Annotated in this window: 13 protein-coding genes and 1 pseudogene; 3 read left to right on the plus strand and 11 right to left on the minus strand. The window is 63.4% G+C overall.

The window, feature by feature from the left end:
- Positions 1 to 100 precede the first annotated feature (100 nt).
- Both ACIOAU_RS08940 and ACIOAU_RS08945 read left to right on the plus strand, forming a co-directional pair.
- A pseudogene (locus tag ACIOAU_RS08940) lies at positions 101 to 1,189 on the plus strand (methyl-accepting chemotaxis protein); the annotation flags it as partial.
- Positions 1,181 to 2,044, plus strand: a complete 864-nt coding sequence (locus ACIOAU_RS08945; protein WP_375140263.1) for a methyl-accepting chemotaxis protein — start codon at positions 1,181 to 1,183, stop codon at positions 2,042 to 2,044. The pseudogene ACIOAU_RS08940 and the gene ACIOAU_RS08945, both read left to right, overlap by 9 nt.
- A gap of 41 nt (positions 2,045 to 2,085) precedes the next feature.
- Here ACIOAU_RS08945 and ACIOAU_RS08950 read toward each other — a convergent pair whose 3' ends face one another.
- The 7 genes from ACIOAU_RS08950 to pip all read right to left on the minus strand — a co-directional run bounded on the left by ACIOAU_RS08950 (position 2,086) and on the right by pip (position 10,787).
- A complete protein-coding gene (locus ACIOAU_RS08950) occupies positions 2,086 to 2,820 on the minus strand; it encodes an amino acid ABC transporter ATP-binding protein (protein WP_101322925.1) in 735 nt (244 codons plus the stop codon).
- Entirely contained in the window at positions 2,813 to 3,775 is a 963-nt protein-coding gene (locus tag ACIOAU_RS08955; RefSeq protein ID WP_150571204.1) for an amino acid ABC transporter permease, read from the minus strand. The genes ACIOAU_RS08950 and ACIOAU_RS08955 overlap by 8 nt, the downstream gene beginning before the upstream one ends.
- 79 nt (positions 3,776 to 3,854) lie before the next feature.
- Entirely contained in the window at positions 3,855 to 4,652 is a 798-nt protein-coding gene (locus ACIOAU_RS08960) for a transporter substrate-binding domain-containing protein (RefSeq protein WP_101322924.1), read from the minus strand.
- A 193-nt stretch (positions 4,653 to 4,845) separates the two neighbouring features.
- Positions 4,846 to 7,410: a glucans biosynthesis glucosyltransferase MdoH gene (gene mdoH / locus ACIOAU_RS08965; protein ID WP_401181428.1), complete on the minus strand. Its 2,565-nt coding sequence runs from the start codon at positions 7,408 to 7,410 to the stop codon at positions 4,846 to 4,848.
- Entirely contained in the window at positions 7,403 to 9,118 is a 1,716-nt protein-coding gene (locus ACIOAU_RS08970) for a glucan biosynthesis protein G (RefSeq protein ID WP_224785537.1), read from the minus strand. Before ACIOAU_RS08970 ends, mdoH begins: the two co-directional genes overlap by 8 nt.
- 263 nt (positions 9,119 to 9,381) lie before the next feature.
- Positions 9,382 to 9,819 (minus strand): D-aminoacyl-tRNA deacylase, encoded by a 438-nt coding sequence (dtd, locus tag ACIOAU_RS08975; RefSeq protein ID WP_401181431.1) that lies wholly within the window; start codon positions 9,817 to 9,819, stop codon positions 9,382 to 9,384.
- The gene (gene pip / locus ACIOAU_RS08980) at positions 9,816 to 10,787 is read right to left on the minus strand and encodes a prolyl aminopeptidase (protein ID WP_101315661.1); all 972 of its coding nucleotides are present in this window, start codon (positions 10,785 to 10,787) and stop codon (positions 9,816 to 9,818) included. The genes dtd and pip overlap by 4 nt, the downstream gene beginning before the upstream one ends.
- A 186-nt stretch (positions 10,788 to 10,973) precedes the next feature.
- On the opposite strand from pip, the gene ACIOAU_RS08985 reads away from it, so the two are divergent.
- Complete coding sequence (locus ACIOAU_RS08985; RefSeq protein ID WP_188035180.1) at positions 10,974 to 11,183, plus strand: hypothetical protein; 210 nt, start codon at positions 10,974 to 10,976, stop codon at positions 11,181 to 11,183.
- A 52-nt stretch (positions 11,184 to 11,235) separates the two neighbouring features.
- On the opposite strand, the gene hutG is transcribed toward ACIOAU_RS08985, so the two are convergent.
- The 4 genes from hutG to hutH form a co-directional block, all read right to left on the minus strand.
- A complete protein-coding gene (gene hutG / locus ACIOAU_RS08990; RefSeq protein WP_188035179.1) occupies positions 11,236 to 12,039 on the minus strand; it encodes an N-formylglutamate deformylase in 804 nt (267 codons plus the stop codon).
- 10 nt (positions 12,040 to 12,049) lie between these two features.
- On the minus strand, positions 12,050 to 13,255 hold the full coding sequence (hutI, locus tag ACIOAU_RS08995) for an imidazolonepropionase (RefSeq protein ID WP_220632931.1): 1,206 nt from the start codon (positions 13,253 to 13,255) through the stop codon (positions 12,050 to 12,052).
- A gap of 15 nt (positions 13,256 to 13,270) precedes the next feature.
- Entirely contained in the window at positions 13,271 to 14,674 is a 1,404-nt protein-coding gene (locus ACIOAU_RS09000; protein ID WP_188035177.1) for an amino acid permease, read from the minus strand.
- A 155-nt stretch (positions 14,675 to 14,829) separates the two neighbouring features.
- Positions 14,830 to 16,362 carry a histidine ammonia-lyase gene (hutH, locus tag ACIOAU_RS09005; protein WP_401181436.1) on the minus strand — a complete coding sequence of 511 codons (1,533 nt, stop codon included), beginning with the start codon at positions 16,360 to 16,362 and terminating at the stop codon, positions 14,830 to 14,832.
- Positions 16,363 to 16,395: the final 33 nt, after the last annotated feature.

Consider the following 16,395-nt stretch of genomic DNA (forward strand, 5'->3'; position numbering starts at 1 on the left):
AACTTTCCTACAGGATTTGCAGGTCAAGTCCTACAACCTCCGCGCCGATGAGCAGGCATGGCCACAGTCCGTGGTCATCTTGAATGGACGGAGGTATGCCATGTTCGGCTTTATCAATCGCACGCTCGGCAACCTGAGCGTCAGGCTCAAGTTGGCGCTGGGCTTCAGCGTGGTGCTGCTGCTTACCCTGGCCACCACAATAAGTGGCTGGAACGCCCTCGACGGCGCCATCAGTCGCTCGCAACAGCTCAGCGAAATCACCCGTATCAATGACTTGAGCAAGGACTTGCGCGCAGAGCGGATCACCTACCGGGTGCTCGCTGACGAGACCAGCAGGACGCGCATCAGTGCCATCATCGAGCAGCTCGAGAGCATGCTCGCCACCCTCCAGCAACGCAGCTCAGTCGACCAGTCACGCCAGCTGCTCACGCAAAAACTGGATCAGCTCAAGCGCCTGCGCGAAGACTTCGGCCTGCTCCAGCAAGCCGTGGCCAAACGCGGCCAGCTGCGCGTCGGTATGCAGCAGCAGGAACACACGCTGGGTGAGGCCATCGACGAGTTGCAGAACCAGACCCTGCTCAAGCTCTCGGCCGATGGCCAACAGAGCAACCTGATCAGCCTCATGGACAGCTTTTCGCGGCATGTCGAGGGTGCCAACCAGCAAAGCCTGCTGCCGGCCTATACCTACTCGCCGCTGGAGGCCTTCGCCAAGGTCGGCGACTCGGCGTTGGCCGCCGCCGACAGTACGCTTGCGCAATTGCGCGGTGCCCTTGCACCGTTGGGCCTGCCGCGCGCCCTGAGGGAGCGGCCAGGCACCGAGCTGGCGCGCTATCGCAGCAGCCTCGAGCAGTACCGCAGCGCTGCGATCGAGGTGGAGCAACTGCACGACAACATGGAGAAACTCGGCGACCAGCTGAGCGCCGCCAGCGTTGCCCTGGCCAAGCAGAAGATCGAGCAGCGCGACCATGAGGCGGTTGAAGACCGCTCGCTGCTGACCAGCGTCGCCTTGTTGGCCTTGGTGGTCGGGGTAATCGCCGCCTGGTTGATCACCGGCCAGATCATCCAGCCCCTGCGCCAGACCCTGGCCCAGGCCGCGCGTATTGCCCGCGGCGACCTCAGCCAGCTGGACACGGTTGAGCGGCGCGACGAGCTGGGCCAGCTGCAGGCCAGCATGCGCGACATGACCGTGAGCCTGCGCGAGCTGATCGGCGGCATCGATCAGGGCGTCGGCCAGCTCTCCAGCGCTGCCTCGCAACTGGCTGTCGCCAGCCAGGACACCAAGGCGCGGATCAACCAGCAGAAGGAGGATACCGACCAGGTCGCCACGGCCATGAACCAGATGAGCGCCACCGTGCAGGAGGTCGCGCAGAACGCCGAGCACGCTGCACAGGCGGCCACCAGTGCCGATCAGCAGGCGCAACAGGGAGATGCGGTAGTGACCCTGGCCGTGGCTGAGATCGAGCAGCTGGCCGCGCAGATGGACCACTGCCTGGAGGCCATGCACCACCTCGCGGCAGAGAGCCAGCGCATCGGCAGTATTCTGGATGTAATCAAGTCAGTATCGGTCCAGACCAACCTGCTGGCCTTGAACGCCGCCATCGAAGCAGCGCGAGCTGGTGAGGCGGGCCGTGGCTTTGCCGTGGTTGCCGACGAAGTACGCGGCCTGGCGCAACGAACCCAGCAGTCGACCGAAGAGATCGAGCAGTTGATCGACAACCTGCACAGCGGTACCGATCAGGTCACGCAACTGCTCGACGACAGCAAGCAGCTCACCGAGCGCAGCGTCGAGCTGAGCCGCAAAGCCGGCGATGCCTTGGGCCAGATCACCCAGACGGTGTCCAATATTCAGGGTATGAACCAGCAGATCGCCACTGCCAGCGAGGAGCAAAGCGTGGTCGCCGAGCAGATCAACCGCAGCGTGCTGAGCGTACGTGATGTGTCCGATCAGACCAGCGCGGCGAGTGAGCAGACCGCCGCCTCAAGCGGCGAGCTGGAGCAGCTGGGCCGGCAACTGCGCAGCATGGTCGGTCGCTTCAGCCTGTAACCCGAGCCCGTCGCCAGTCCGGCTGGCGACGGGCCCTGCACTTACAGCACCTGGCGCAGGAAAGCCTGAGCGCGCGGGTCTTTGGGCGAGTCAAAGAACGCCGCCGGTGCCGAATCTTCCAGCAACTTGCCATGATCGAAAAACAGCACGCGGTCGGCCACTTCGCGGGCAAAGCCCATTTCGTGGGTCACGCAGACCATGGTCATGCCTTCTTTGGCCAAGGTCTTCATCACGTCGAGTACCTCGCCGACCATTTCCGGGTCGAGCGCCGAGGTCGGCTCGTCGAACAGCATCACCTTCGGCTCCATCGCCAATGCGCGGGCAATCGCCACGCGCTGCTGCTGGCCACCGGACAGCCGCGACGGGAATTCGTTGGCCTTTTCGGCAATCCCGACCTTGTCCAGCAACGCCCGTGCCTTGGCCTCACGCTCGGCCTTGTTACGTTTGCGCACGACCTTTTGCGCCAGGCACAGATTCTCCAGCACGGTCATATGCGGGAACAGGTTGAAGTGCTGGAAGACCATGCCGACTTCGCGGCGATAAGCATTGATGTCGGTTTTCGGGTCGGCCAGCGGTATGCCGTTGATCGACACGTGGCCGGCATCGAAGTGCTCAAGGCCGTTCAGGCAGCGCAGGAAGGTCGACTTGCCCGAGCCCGACGGGCCCAGTACTACCACCACTTCGCCCTTGGCTACACCGGTACTGACGTTATCCACCGCGCGCACCATCTGGCCGCGGGTGTCGAACACTTTCAACAGATCACGGACTTCAATCACTTTGCGCAAGCCTCCGCTCGAGCCGGCTGGCGAGGTGCGACAGCGGCAGGTTGATCAGCAGGTACAGCCCTGCCACGCAGAACCAGATTTCAAAGGTCGAGAACGAGGTGGTGATCGCCTCGCGCCCGCTCTTGGTCAGTTCGGTGATGGCGATCACCGAGACCAGCGAGGTGTCCTTGACCAGGCTGATGAACTGCCCGGCCAGCGGCGGCAACACCCGCTTGAACGCTTGCGGCAGGATCACATGGCGCATCGACTGGCTGGCATTCAGGCCCAGCGAGCGCGCGGCTTCGTTCTGCCCACGGGCAATCGACTGCACCCCGGCACGCACGATCTCGGCCACGTAGGCGCCGGTGAACAGCGCCAGCGCGGCCACCCCGGCGAACTCGCGCGAGAGGTTGAGCACCGTGCCGATGAAGAAATAGAAGATGAATATCTGCACCAGTAATGGCGTGCCGCGTACCAGCTCGACGTAGACCGTCGACAGATCGCGCAGGGTCGGGTTGTTGGACAACCGGCACAGCCCGGCAAACAGGCCGATCACCAAGCCCAGCGCCCCGGACACAACCGACAGCCACAGCGTGGTCCACAGGCCCCAGGCCAACGGCCCGGCCGCCCAATGGCGGGTGACACCGATCTGGTCGCCTTCGGCAACGTCATCGCCGCGGCTCAGTTGCAGGCTGTCTTTGACCACGTCCAGTACTTGCTGCTCGCCGTCTTCACCCTTGAGGGTAACGCGTGCGTTGTCGCCCTGGACTACGATCTCGGCAACCGTGCCATAGCTGGCGGCGCGCTGGGCTTCTTCAGCCTGGTAGGCGAAATACTGCGGGACGCGGTTCCAGCGCCACTCGTAGGCCATCATCGACGTGGCGAGGTACAGGCTGATGGCCAGACCGACCAGCACCAGCGCGGTCAGCCCGTGCCAGGGCCACTGGGCTTTCTTGTGTTTGATCACGTGGGTACTTCCGTAAATGCGAACGCGCAGGGTTTGCCTGCGCGTCGGGGGTCAAAGCCTGGGCTTGTGGCCTGGGCCCTTATTCCATTTCCTTGAGCCAGTCCTTGTTCTTGAACCACTTGTCGTGGATCCGATCATAGGTGCCGTCGTGCTTGATCTGGTGCAGGAAGTTGTTGATGAAGTTGATGCTGTCGTAGTCGCCTTTCTTCAAGCCGAATGCCAGTGGCTCGTAGGTGAAGGGTTCTTCGAGGAACAGCAGCTTGCCAGCGCCGGCCTTCTCGACCGCCACCACGTTGTAAGGGGCGTCGTAGACAAAGGCATCGGCCTTGCCGTTGACCACGTCCATGACCGCTTCCTGCTCGTTGTCATAGCCGTGGTACTTGGCTTTGCTGATGAGCTTCTTGGAAACCATCTCGCCGGTGGTGCCGAGCTTGGAGGTGATGCGGTACTTGTCGCTGTTCAGGTCCTTGTACGACTTGATCTCGCCCGCCAGTTCCTTGCGGATCAGCAGGGTCTGGCCGACCACGATGAACGGTTCGCTGAAGTTCAGGCGCAGGTTGCGTTCCTGAGTCAGAGTCATGCCGCTGCCGATCATGTCGAACTTGTTGGTCAGGAGAGCAGGGATGATGCCGTCGTAGGCGGTGGAGACGGTCTCCAGCTTGACGCCCATGGACTTGGCCATGGCTTTGAGGATATCGACTTCAAAGCCGATGATCTCGCCACGCTTGTTGGTCATCTGGAACGGCATGTAGGTGGGGTCCATACCGACCCGCAGGGTGCCGCTCTTGACCGCATCGTCGATGGCGCCGGCCTGGGCCGCAGTCACCGCGACCAGCGCCGTGACGCCGACCAGCAGTCGCGACAGGTATTTCTTCATCATCACCAAGTCCCCTAGCAAAGAAAGAGTACGAATCTTATTGTTGGCACGGCCGTACTGGCCTGCTCGGAATACCGGAAGCGATGCTAACGCATGCGCGGCTCGGGACCTAGAGCTGGGGGGGACTTTGTTGGCCAAAAAGAATGCGTATCACGGGGGCCCTGAGGGCCGCAGCGCGGCCCTCAGGGTTGTATCAGGCGCCGACCAACGTCGGCTGCCCATCACCCTCGGGATGCAACGGCAACAACGGCGAATGCGGATCGCTGTTGATCGAACTGCGCCAGGCGTCGATCCAGGCTGCATGTTCGCCAGCCCAGACCCGCTCGTGCAGACGCGACAGCGCGACCGGGTCGCTCAACAGCGCCAGGCGCGTATTGCCATCCAGCGCGGCCGGGCCGACTTCCAGCGCCTTGGCGATGCGCTCTTCACGCAGTGCCTCGATCGCCGCCGACTGGCCATGCCGGGCAGTGCCCATGGCGCAGGCCAGCGCATTCTGCCGCGGGTCGACCACAGCCCGCACGAAGCCTTCGTTCAATGCATGCCAACGGTTCTCGTGGGTGTACTGGTCAGTGGCGAGCAGCTCGGTTGGCGTGGCGTATTCCTCAGGAATCAGGAACAGCTTCTCGTCCTTGGCGCGCAGACCGAGGCCCACGCGGCTGGAAATCACCGATACCGGAATCGACAGCATCAGCGAACCAACAATCGGCACCAGCCACCACAGGAAGCTTGGGTTGAGCCAGGCTACCAGCACCGTCCAGGCCACACCGAGCAGGGTCTGCGGACCATGCCGACGCACCGCTTCGCTCCACGGCGTGGAGTCGTCATCACGCTGCGGCGAGTTCCAGGTCGCTGCCCAGCCGAGGAACGCGGCAAGCACGAAGCGGGTGTGGAAGATCATCCGTACCGGCGCCAGCAGCATCGAGAACAGCATCTCGATCAGCATCGACACGGTCACCTTGAAGCGCCCACCGAATTCGGTAGCGCCCTTGGCCCAGATCAGGATGATGCTCAAAAGCTTGGGCAGGAACAGCAACACCACCGTGGTGGAGAACAGCGCAATGGCCTTCTCCGGGTGCCATTGCGGCCACAGCGGGTACAGCTGGAACGGCTCAACGAAGTATTGCGGCTCCATCAAGGTGTTGGTCGCCAGCAACGCCGTCGACAGCACCAGGAAGAAGAACCACAACGGCGCGGACAGGTACGACATCACCCCGGTCAGGAACACCGCGCGGTGCACCGGGTGCATGCCTTTTACCAGGAACAGGCGGAAGTTCATCAGGTTGCCGTGGCACCAGCGACGGTCACGCTTGAGCTCGTCGAGCAGGTTGGGTGGCAATTCTTCGTAGCTGCCGTCCAGGTCATAGGCAATCCACACACCCCAGCCGGCACGGCGCATCAGCGCTGCTTCGACGAAGTCGTGGGAGAGGATCGCGCCGGCAAAGGCACCTTTACCCGGCAACGGCGCCAGCGCGCAGTGCTCGATAAAGGGCTTCATGCGGATGATCGCGTTGTGCCCCCAGTAGTGCGATTCGCCCAGCTGCCAGAAGTGCAGGCCAGCGGTGAACAGCGGGCCGTACACGCGGGTAGCGAACTGCTGCAGACGCGCATACAGGGTGTCCATGCCCGACGCCTTGGGCGCGGTCTGGATGATACCGGCGTCCGGGTTGGCCTCCATCAGGCGCACCAGGCTGCTCAGGCATTCACCGCTCATGACGCTGTCCGCGTCAAGCACGACCATGTACTTGTACTCGCTGCCCCAGCGACGGCAGAAGTCATCGAGGTTGCCGCTCTTGCGTTTGACGCGGCGGCGGCGGCGGCGATAGAAGATCCGGCCAAAGCCTTTGGCCTCGCGGCACACTTCTAGCCAGGCCTGTTGCTCGGCCACGGCGATATCCGGATCGTTGGAGTCGCTGAGTACAAAGAAGTCGAAGCGGTCGAGGTTGCCCGAGGCGGCGACCGACTCGAAGGTCGCGCGCAGGCCGGCGAATACCCGCGGCACGTCTTCGTTGCAGATCGGCATGACCAGCGCAGTACGCGACTGGGCATCGATCGGCTCGTTGCCGGCACTGCTGCCGGAAATCTTGTACTTGTCGCGCCCGGTGAGCAACTCCAGGAAGCCCATCAAGGCGGTCCAGAAGCCGGCCGAAACCCAACAGAAGAGAATGCCGAAGAGGATCAGGATCGAGGTCTGCAAGGCATACGGCCAGACCTGCACCACGGTGTCCCACAGCGGTTGGCTGAACACTTCGTCAAGGTCGACGAACGACCAGCCCTGGTACGGCAGGATGCCCTTCATGTACCAGCCAGCAACAATCGTCTGGCCGAGCATCAAGGTCAGCAGGATGTAACGGCGCATCGAGCCGACCCAGCGCCAGCGTGCCGCCGGCAGCTCGCGCTGGGGTGGTTGCGGGGCGTTGGGGCGGCCGGTCATGCGCCGCCACATGCGCACCAGCACATTGGTCCGCCATGGCTCTGGCAACACCCGGGTGCGAGTGATCGGCGGAGCGATCTTCAGGCTCAGGTTGCCATTGCTGTCAACGCCGAGCATCTCGGCCTCTTCCATTTCGCCGGCACTGCCGACGGTCAGGCGGGCAGCCACCGACGCCTCGGCAGAGCCGGCGGCCGGATCGGCCGCCAGACGCTGGTGCAGCTCGCTGAATGAGTTGCAGTCGGCCAGTTGCGCGCGCTGCTCGTCACTCAGGGGCAGGTGGGCCAGATACTCGGCAACCGAGACTGGCCGTAGGTTCGAATTACTCATCGGCAGGCAACTGATAGGTCCAGGTCTCGGTCAACACTTTCTCGGTGGTGGCCGGGGCCGCAGGGGTGGCTGCCGCGTCTGCAGCAGGTTGCTCGGCAGGCTTTTCAGCCTTGGCATGCTTGGCCGCAGCCTTGGCATGCTTGCTGTCCTTGGCCGGTTTTGGCGCTTCTACCGGGACGTCCTGCAGCAGCGCTGCACGCATCTCGGTGGACTTCTTCGGATCCTGGATCTTCAACCGCAGGGTCAGGCGCCAGCCTTTGGTTTCTGGGTTGTAGCGCAGGTTGTTCTCGACCACCTCGGCATTGTCGCCAACGCTGATCTGGCTGCGCACGGTGCTGTCTTCAGGCAGAGCGGCAAGCACGGGACCTGCGAAATCGACCAGGAAGGCTACGCTGCCATCCGGCTGACGGATCAGGTTGGACTGCTTGACGTCACCGGTGGAACGCAGGGTCTGCTTGACCCAACCCAGATCAGGGGCCTGGAACTTGGCCTCGTCGATGGTCCAGTGCAGGCGATAGTTGTAATCCGCTGACTGGCCTGGCTCAGGCAGGGTTTCCGGGCTCCAGAAGGCAACGATGTTGTCGTTGGTTTCATCTGCGGTCGGAATCTCGACCAGATCGACAGTGCCCTTGCCCCAGTCGCCTTGCGGCTCGATCCAGGCGCTTGGACGCTTCTGGTAGTTGTCGTCGAGGTCTTCATAGTCGCTGAAGGCGCGGTGGCGCTGCATCAGGCCGAAACCACGCGGGTTTTCCACGCTGAAGTTGCTCACGGCCAGGTGGCGCGGGTTGTTCAGCGGACGCCACAGCCATTCACCATTGGCTGCATGGATCGCCAGGCCTTCGGAGTCGTGCAGGGCTGGGCGGTAGTTGAGCACTTTGGACGGCTGGTTAGGGCCGAACAGATACATGCTGGTCAGCGGTGCAACGCCCAGACGGCTGACGTGGTCACGCAGGTAGATGCGCGATTTGACGTCGACGATGGTGTCGTTGCCCGGGCGTACGGTCAGCTTGTAGGCACCGGTGGAGCGCGGCGAATCAAGCAGGGCGTAGATCACCAGGTGCTTGTCGGCAGGCTTGGGCTTCTCGACCCAGAATTCGGTAAAACGCGGGAATTCCTCACCCGACGGCAGCGCGGTGTCGATGGCCAGGCCACGTGCAGAAAGGCCGTAGGCGTGGCCCTTACCGACTACGCGGAAGTAGCTGGCGCCAAGCAAGGTCATGATTTCGTCTTGCTTGTCAGCCTTGTTGATCGGGTAGAGGACGCGGAAACCGGCGTAGCCGAGGTTTTCCACGGTCTTGGCGTCGTGCGGCACGTCGCCGAAATCGAAACGACTGGCGTCGTACTTGATCTCTTCAACCTTGGAGGCAGTGACTTCGTTGATTTTCACTGGCGTGTCGAAGTGCATGCCCTGGTGATAGAACGACAGCTTGAACGGGGTCTTGTCCTGAGCCCACTCGGCCTTTTCCTGGAGGAAGCGGATCTTCTGGTAGTCGGCGTACTTCATGTCACGGAACACCGTCGGCAGATTGCTCTTCGGTGCTTCGTACTTCTGACCGGCCAGATCCTTCGCCTTGGCGGCGACATCGTCAAGGTTGAATGCCCACAGCTGACCCGCGCTCAGCAGGCCGACCAAGGCCACGCCAGCCGCCAGGGCGGTACGCAACCGATTGCCGGGGATCTTTGGTGCATTACGGGGACTTACAATCACGAGCAACCCTCGCCGAAAACAGATCATGAAACCAACGGCCAGCTACAAATGCCGGGTTGGCGAGCACTGTTCGGACCCCGTAAGGGCTCAATGATTCCCCAAACGGCTCCAGACAGTCCTCAAGTCTTGGTACAACGAACCTGCGAACGCAGGTCCCTACAGCCGCGCGATTATCTAGCAGGCCGCGTGACAACGCATCAGGCGGCAACAACTATTTATCGTCAAAACCCTCTTGTTTTGTACAAACAAGCGGTTATTTCGCCTCAGATTTGTAACATAAATGTTACGGGGCCATCATTGACCAGATGGACCTGCATATCTGCGCCAAAACGGCCACTGGCTACGTCGTCGTGTGACGTCCGCGCCTGACCCATCAGATACTCGAACAATTCAGCGCCAAGTGCAGGTGGCGCGGCGGTCGAGAAGCCCGGGCGCATGCCACTGCGGGTATCGGCCGCCAGGGTGAACTGCGACACCAGCAGCAAGCCGCCGCCAATGTCCTTCAGCGACAGGTTCATCTTGCCATCGGCATCACTGAACACCCGGTAGTTAAGCAGCTTGTGCAACAGTTTGTCGGCATGCTCGCGTGTATCTGCAGGCTCGACCGCCACCAATAACAGCAAGCCCTGCTCGACCGCACCGACCACTTCGCCGGCAACTTCGACGCGGGCGTTCAGCACGCGCTGCAGCAGGGCCTTCACGCTTCTTCCAACGGCAGGTCCAGCAAGCGCCGGGCCATCTGGTCGGCGGCGCGCACCAGCGCGTCGGTGATACCCGGCTCGGACGCGGCGTGGCCGGCGTCGCGGATCACTTTCAGCTCGCTGTTGGGCCAGGCCTGGTGCAGCTCCCAGGCGTTGTCCAGCGGGCAAATCACATCATAGCGGCCATGCACGATAACCGCCGGCAGGTGGGCGATGCGGGGCATGTCGCGGATCAGCTGATCGGGTTCGAGGAAGGCATCGTTGGTGAAATAGTGGCATTCGATACGGGCAATCGACAGTGCACGCTGCGGCTCGGAGAAGCGATCGACCACCAGCGGATTGGGCCGCAGGGTGGCGGTGCGGCCTTCCCAGGTCGACCAGGCCTTGGCGGCGTGCATCTGCGCGATCTGATCGTTGCCGGTCAAGCGCTTGTGGAAGGCCGTGACCAGATCGCCACGCTCGTCGTGCGGGATCGGTGCGATGTAGTCCTGCCAGTAGTCAGGGAACAGCCGGCTGGCGCCTTCCTGGTAGAACCAGCGGATCTCCTGGGCGCGGGCGAGAAAGATGCCGCGCAGGATCAGCCCGTGCACGCGCTCTGGGTGCTTCTGTGCGTAGGCCAGGGCCAAGGTCGAGCCCCACGAGCCGCCGAAGAGCACCCATTTGTCGATGCCCAGGTGCTCGCGAATACGCTCCATGTCCTCGACCAGGTCCCAGGTGGTGTTGTTTTCCAGGCTGGCGTGCGGGGTGGAGCGGCCACAGCCGCGCTGATCGAAGGTAATGATGCGGTACAGGTTCGGGTCGAAATAGCAGCGGCTCTGCGCGTCGCAGCCGGCACCCGGACCACCGTGGATGAACACCACCGGCAGACCTTCTGGCGAACCGCTCTCGTCGACATACAGCACATGCGGCGCTTGCACGGCCAGATCGTGACGGGCGTAAGGTTTGATCTGCGGGTACAGGGTCTGCATTGCGCACTCCATGAAGGGCTATTCTTCGGCTGCCGCCATCATAAACCCGAATCATGTCAGGGCGCATCGGCAACGCACGCTAACAGTCTGCGTCACCTGCGCAGTGCTACCGCCTTTAGGATAGCGACCCGCTCTTTCAACAGCCGGAAACACCCTAAGAAAATCCTGCATGTCGCCCTGCTGGCGTTGCTCGCGCCTGCTGCGTTCGCTGCTTCCGACGACCCGCGCCTGGAGCTGCGCAGCGCCATGCTGATGGCCGATGCGGCCCAGCAAGCCGCCGTAGCGCAGGGCTACAACATCGTCATCAACGTGCACGACCAGCACGGCAATCTGAAATACCTGCGGCGCGACGCCGCCGCTGGAGTGCAGGCTTACCAGGCGTCCGCGCCCGAGTGAAGCCTGCGCCTGCCTGGTCTCGAGCAACTGCACAGCCCTGTGCCGTGCGCGTCTAGCGCGCGTACCGCGCCTGCCCCCACGCAAGCATCACTTCGAGCAACTGGCGCAGCACTGCCTGAGTAGGCTGGGCCAGGTCTTCACGATAGGCGAACGGCTCGGTTTCGTTCATGTAGGTGCTCTGCGCCAGCTCCAGCTGCACGGCATGCACGTGTTGGGCCGGGGCGCCGTAGTGACGAGTGATGTGCCCGCCCTTGAAGCGTCCATTGAGCACATGGCTGTAGCCCGGCGCCTGGGCGCAGGTGCGCTGCAGTTGCTCGGCCAGTGCCGCGTCGCAACTGGCGCCATTGAAGGTACCGAAGTTGAAGTCCGGCAGCTTGCCGTCGAACAGGTGCGGGATGTGCGAGCGGATCGAATGCGCATCCCACAGCAGTGCATAGCCGAACTCTTCACGCAGACGCGCCAGTTCCCCGCGCAGGGTGTCGTGGTAGGGGCGCCAGATCTGCTCGAGATACTCCGCCCGCTGCGCCGCAGACGGCGCAAGGCCGGCAACGAACAGCGGCTCGCCGTCGAACAGGGTGGCCGGAAACAGCCCGGTGGTGGCCCCGGCATACAACGGCTGGTCATCTTCTGGCCGATTGAGGTCGATGACGAACCGCGAGTACTCCGCGGCGACCACGCTGGCACCCAGTTCACGGGCGAAGTCATACAGCCGTGGGATATGCCAGTCGGTATCGGGCAAGCTGCGCGCCTGTTCGACCAGGCCGTCACGCACGGCGGCGGTCAAACCGAGGCCGGCGTGGGGCATGCTGATCAGCAGCGGCAGGCGGCCTTGGTGAAAGCTCAATACGTTGTCCATGAGGCCTCGCTCAAAAAGTTGATTGCACACCGCCGCGCACTACCCGCTTGGGCAAGTCGCCGCCCAGCCAGTACGCGAGGTCGGCCGGGCGATCGATCTGCCAGGCGACAAAGTCGGCGACCTTGCCGGCTTCCAGCGTGCCGTGAGTGCTGCCCAGGCCCAGTGCCGTGGCGGCATGCGCGGTAACCCCGGCCAACGCCTCTTCAGGGGTCATGCGGAACAGCGTGCAGCCCATGTTGAGCATCAGCCGCAGCGACAGGGCAGGCGAGGTGCCAGGGTTGAGGTCGCTGGCCAGGGCGATCTTCACCCCGTGCCGACGCAGCGCGTCCATCGGTGGCAGCTGGGTTTCGCGCAGGAAGTAGAACGCGCCCGGCAGCAGCACCGCGACGGTGCCCGCCGCGGCCATGGCAATGGCGTCGTCTTCGGTCATGAACTCCAGGTGATCGGCCGACAGCGCCTGATAACGGGCAGCCAGGCTGGAGCCGTGCAGCGATGACAACTGCTCGGCATGCAGCTTGACCGGCAAGCCCAGTTCGCGGGCCTTGATGAACACCCGCTCGACCTGCGCCGGCGAGAACGCCAGGTGTTCGCAGAAGGCATCGACCGCATCGACCAGGCCTTCGCCGGCCAACGCTGGCAGCAGCTCGTCGCAGATATGCTGGATGTAGTCATCGGCGCGCCCGGCATATTCCGGCGGCAGCGCATGGGCAGCCAGGCAGGTGCTGCGCACGGTCAGCGGCAGCGCTTCGCCCAGACGCCGAGCGACGCGCAACATCTTGCGTTCGTTGACCAGGTCCAGGCCGTAGCCTGACTTGATCTCAAGGGTGGTCACCCCATCGCGCATCAACGCTTCGACCCGCTGCCGGGCGCTGGCCAGCAGCTGCTCTTCGCTGGCCGCGCGAGTGGCGCGCACGGTGCTGGCAATGCCGCCGCCCTGGGCGGCAATCTCGGCATAGCTGACACCCTGCAAACGCTGCTCGAACTCGCCACTGCGGTTACCGCCAAACACCGCATGGGTGTGGCAGTCGATCAGCCCCGGGGTGACCCAGGCACCGCCCAGATCGACCGTCTCCAGGTCGGCCTGTGGCGCCAGCTCGGCGCGTGGGCCGATCCATTCGATCAGACCGGCGCGGGTGATGATCGCCGCATCCTCGATGATCGAATAGCTGCCGCCGACCATGCTTGCCACATGGCAGTGCTGCCATAACGTTGCCATACACTTCCTCCGTTACTAGCGGTGCAGCTCGGCCTGCTGCTCGGCCAACTGACCCTGACCTGCACGCGGCTTGCACCAGAGCAGGTAGGACGCGACCAGAAACACCACCCACACCACCCCGACCAGCAACGCTGCCTGAGTATCCGGGAAGTAGCCGAGCACACCAAAGATGAACACCATGAAGGCAATCGCCAGGGCCGGCCCATAGGGCCAGAACGGTACCGGGAACTTCAGTTTGGCTGCTTCCTCACGGCTCATGCTGCGGCGCATCGCCACTTGAGTGAGCAGGATCATCAGCCAGACCCAGACCGTGGCGAAAGTGGCGATCGAGGCGATCAGCAGGAACACGTTCTCCGGGATCAGATAGTTGAGCACCACGCCGATCAGCAGCGCCGCGCCCATCACTACCACCGTCAGCCACGGCACACCGTGTTTGGACAGCTGGGCGAAGCCACGCGGGGCATGGCCCTGCTGGGCCAGGCCGTACATCATGCGCCCGGCACCGAAGATGTCGCTGTTGATCGCCGACACTGCCGCAGAAATCACCACTACGTTAAGCACAGCAGCAGCCGAACCGATGCCAAGGTTGCTGAATATCTGCACGAACGGGCTGCCTTGGCTGCCGATCTGCGGCCATGGGTACAGGCTCATCAGCACAAACAGAGTCAGCACGTAGAACAGCAGGATACGCAGCGGCACGGCGTTGATTGCCTTGGGGATGACCCGCTGCGGGTCTTTCGCTTCGCCAGCAGTGATACCGATGATTTCGATACCGCCAAAAGCAAACATCACCACGGCAAACGAGGCGATCACCCCGGCAATGCCGTTGGGCATGAAGCCGCCATGCTCGAACAGGTTGCTCACGCCGACCGCCGAGCCACTACCGACCTGGCCCATGCCGAAGGCCATGATGCCAAGCCCGGCGAGGATCATCGCGACAATCGCGCCGACCTTGAGCAGCGACAGCCAGAATTCCATCTCGCCGAACACTTTGACGTTGCACAGGTTGAGCCCGCCGATCAGGAAGACGATGCCCAACACCCAGATCCAACGTGCCACTTCAGGGAACCAGAAGCCCATGTAGATACCGAAGGCGGTCACGTCGGCGATACAGACAATGATCATCTCGAAGGCGTAGGTCCAGCCCAGCACAAAGCCGGACATCGGCCCCAGGTAGGTACTGGCGTATTGGCCAAAGGAGCCGGCGACCGGGTTGTGCACGGCCATTTCGCCGAGCGCGCGCATGACCATGAACACGGCGGCGCCACCGATCAGGTAGGCCAGCAGTACCGCTGGGCCGGCCATCTGGATGGCTGAGGCAGAGCCATAGAACAGCCCGGTGCCGATCGCCGAGCCGAGCGCCATGAAACGGATGTGGCGGGACGTCAGCCCGCGTTTTAGACCTTGAGATTGTTGCATGCTGCGTCCCTTTTATTTTTATGGACGGATTAGCGCGTTGGGGGCCGCTTTGCGGCCCTTCGCGGGTGAACCCGCTCCCACAGGATTTGCAGCGCCGCCGTAACCTGTGGGAGCGGGTTCACCCGCGAAGGCCTGCGCAGCAGGCCCCCAGCTTTTCACAGGCTTGGCAATACTCCAGCCGGCAACAACCCGGTCAGCGTGCCTTCGGCCAGCAGCGCGCTGGCCATTTCGATATCCGGCGAGAAGAACCGGTCACGCTCGTAGTGGGCAACCTTGGCACGCAGGGCGCGGCGCGCCTGCTCCAGCTTGGCCGAGGTTTTCAGGCCCTTGCGCAAGTCCAGGCCCTGGCAGGCACCGAGCCATTCGATGGCAAGCACGCCACGCGTGTTCTCGGCCATTTCCCACAGGCGCTTGCCTGCTGCCGGCGCCATCGACACGTGGTCCTCCTGGTTGGCCGAGGTCGGCAGGCTGTCGACGCTGTGTGGGTGCGACAGCGCCTTGTTCTCACTGGCCAATGCTGCGGCGGTGACCTGGGCGATCATGAACCCGGAGTTGACCCCACCGTTTTCGACGAGGAACGGCGGCAGCTGGGACATGTGCTTGTCCATCATCAGTGAAATGCGACGCTCGCTCAGCGAACCGATCTCGGCAATCGCCAGGGCCAGGTTGTCAGCGGCCATGGCCACCGGCTCGGCGTGGAAGTTGCCGCCGGAAATCACATCACCTTCGGCGGCGAACACCAGCGGGTTGTCGGAGACAGCGTTGGATTCGATCGCCAGCACTTCCGCGGCCTGACGCAACTGGGTCAGGCAAGCGCCCATCACCTGTGGCTGGCAGCGCAGCGAGTACGGGTCCTGGACCTTGCCGCAGTTTTCGTGGGAGCGCGACACTTCGGTCGAGTCACCGAGCAGGTCACGGTAGCAGGCCGCGGCGTCAATCTGGCCGCGCTGGCCGCGCACTTCATGGATGCGCGCATCGAACGGCGAGCGCGAGCCCAGCGCGGCTTCGACGGTCAGGCCGCCGCAGGTGATCGCGGCGGCAAACAGGTCTTCAGCGTGGAACAAGCCGCGCAGGGCATAAGCGGTAGACGCCTGGGTGCCGTTGAGCAAGGCCAGGCCCTCTTTGGCGGCCAGGGTCAGCGGTTCGAGGCCGGCCACAGCCAGTGCTTCGTTAGCTTCCAGCCACTGCCCCTTGTAACGGGCCTTGCCCTCGCCGAGCAGCACCAGTGACATGTGCGCCAGCGGCGCGAGGTCGCCGGAGGCGCCGACCGAGCCTTTCAGCGGAATGTGCGGATAGACTTCGGCGTTGACCAGGCTGATCAGCGCATCGATGACCTTGCGCCGAATGCCGGAGAAACCACGGCTGAGGCTGTTGATCTTGAGCACCATGATCAGCCGTACGAGAGCGTCGTCCAGCGGCGCGCCGATGCCTGCGGCGTGCGACAACACCAGCGAACGCTGCAGGTTCTCGAGGTCTTCACGGGCGATGCGGGTCGAGGCCAGCAGACCGAAGCCGGTGTTGATGCCGTAGGCGGTGCGGTCTTCGGCGAGAATCTGCTCGACACAAGCGACGCTGGCATCGATCGCCGGGCCCGCGCTGTCGTCCAGGCGTAGCTTGACGGGTGCGGCATGAATGTCGCGCAGCTGGGCCAGGGTCAGGGTACCGGGCTTGAGGGTCAGTTCGGTCACTTCGCTACTCCATTGGCGGGGCCCGCAGGCCCC

Source organism: Pseudomonas sp. NPDC088322 (assembly GCF_044740745.1).
Taxonomy (GTDB): Bacteria; Pseudomonadota; Gammaproteobacteria; order Pseudomonadales; family Pseudomonadaceae; genus Aquipseudomonas; species Aquipseudomonas shirazensis.

What these genes read in the sequence shown, in the direction of transcription:
- ACIOAU_RS09000 (WP_188035177.1), bottom strand. Translation starts at nt 14,674, where the DNA reads ATGCAACAATCTCAAGGTCTAAAACGCGGGCTGACGTCCCGCCACATC.
- mdoH (WP_401181428.1), bottom strand. Translation starts at nt 7,410, where the DNA reads ATGAGTAATTCGAACCTACGGCCAGTCTCGGTTGCCGAGTATCTGGCC.
- pip (WP_101315661.1), bottom strand. Translation starts at nt 10,787, where the DNA reads ATGCAGACCCTGTACCCGCAGATCAAACCTTACGCCCGTCACGATCTG.
- ACIOAU_RS08945 (WP_375140263.1), top strand. Translation starts at nt 1,181, where the DNA reads ATGACCGTGAGCCTGCGCGAGCTGATCGGCGGCATCGATCAGGGCGTC.
- ACIOAU_RS08960 (WP_101322924.1), bottom strand. Translation starts at nt 4,652, where the DNA reads ATGAAGAAATACCTGTCGCGACTGCTGGTCGGCGTCACGGCGCTGGTC.
- hutG (WP_188035179.1), bottom strand. Translation starts at nt 12,039, where the DNA reads ATGGACAACGTATTGAGCTTTCACCAAGGCCGCCTGCCGCTGCTGATC.
- hutI (WP_220632931.1), bottom strand. Translation starts at nt 13,255, where the DNA reads ATGGCAACGTTATGGCAGCACTGCCATGTGGCAAGCATGGTCGGCGGC.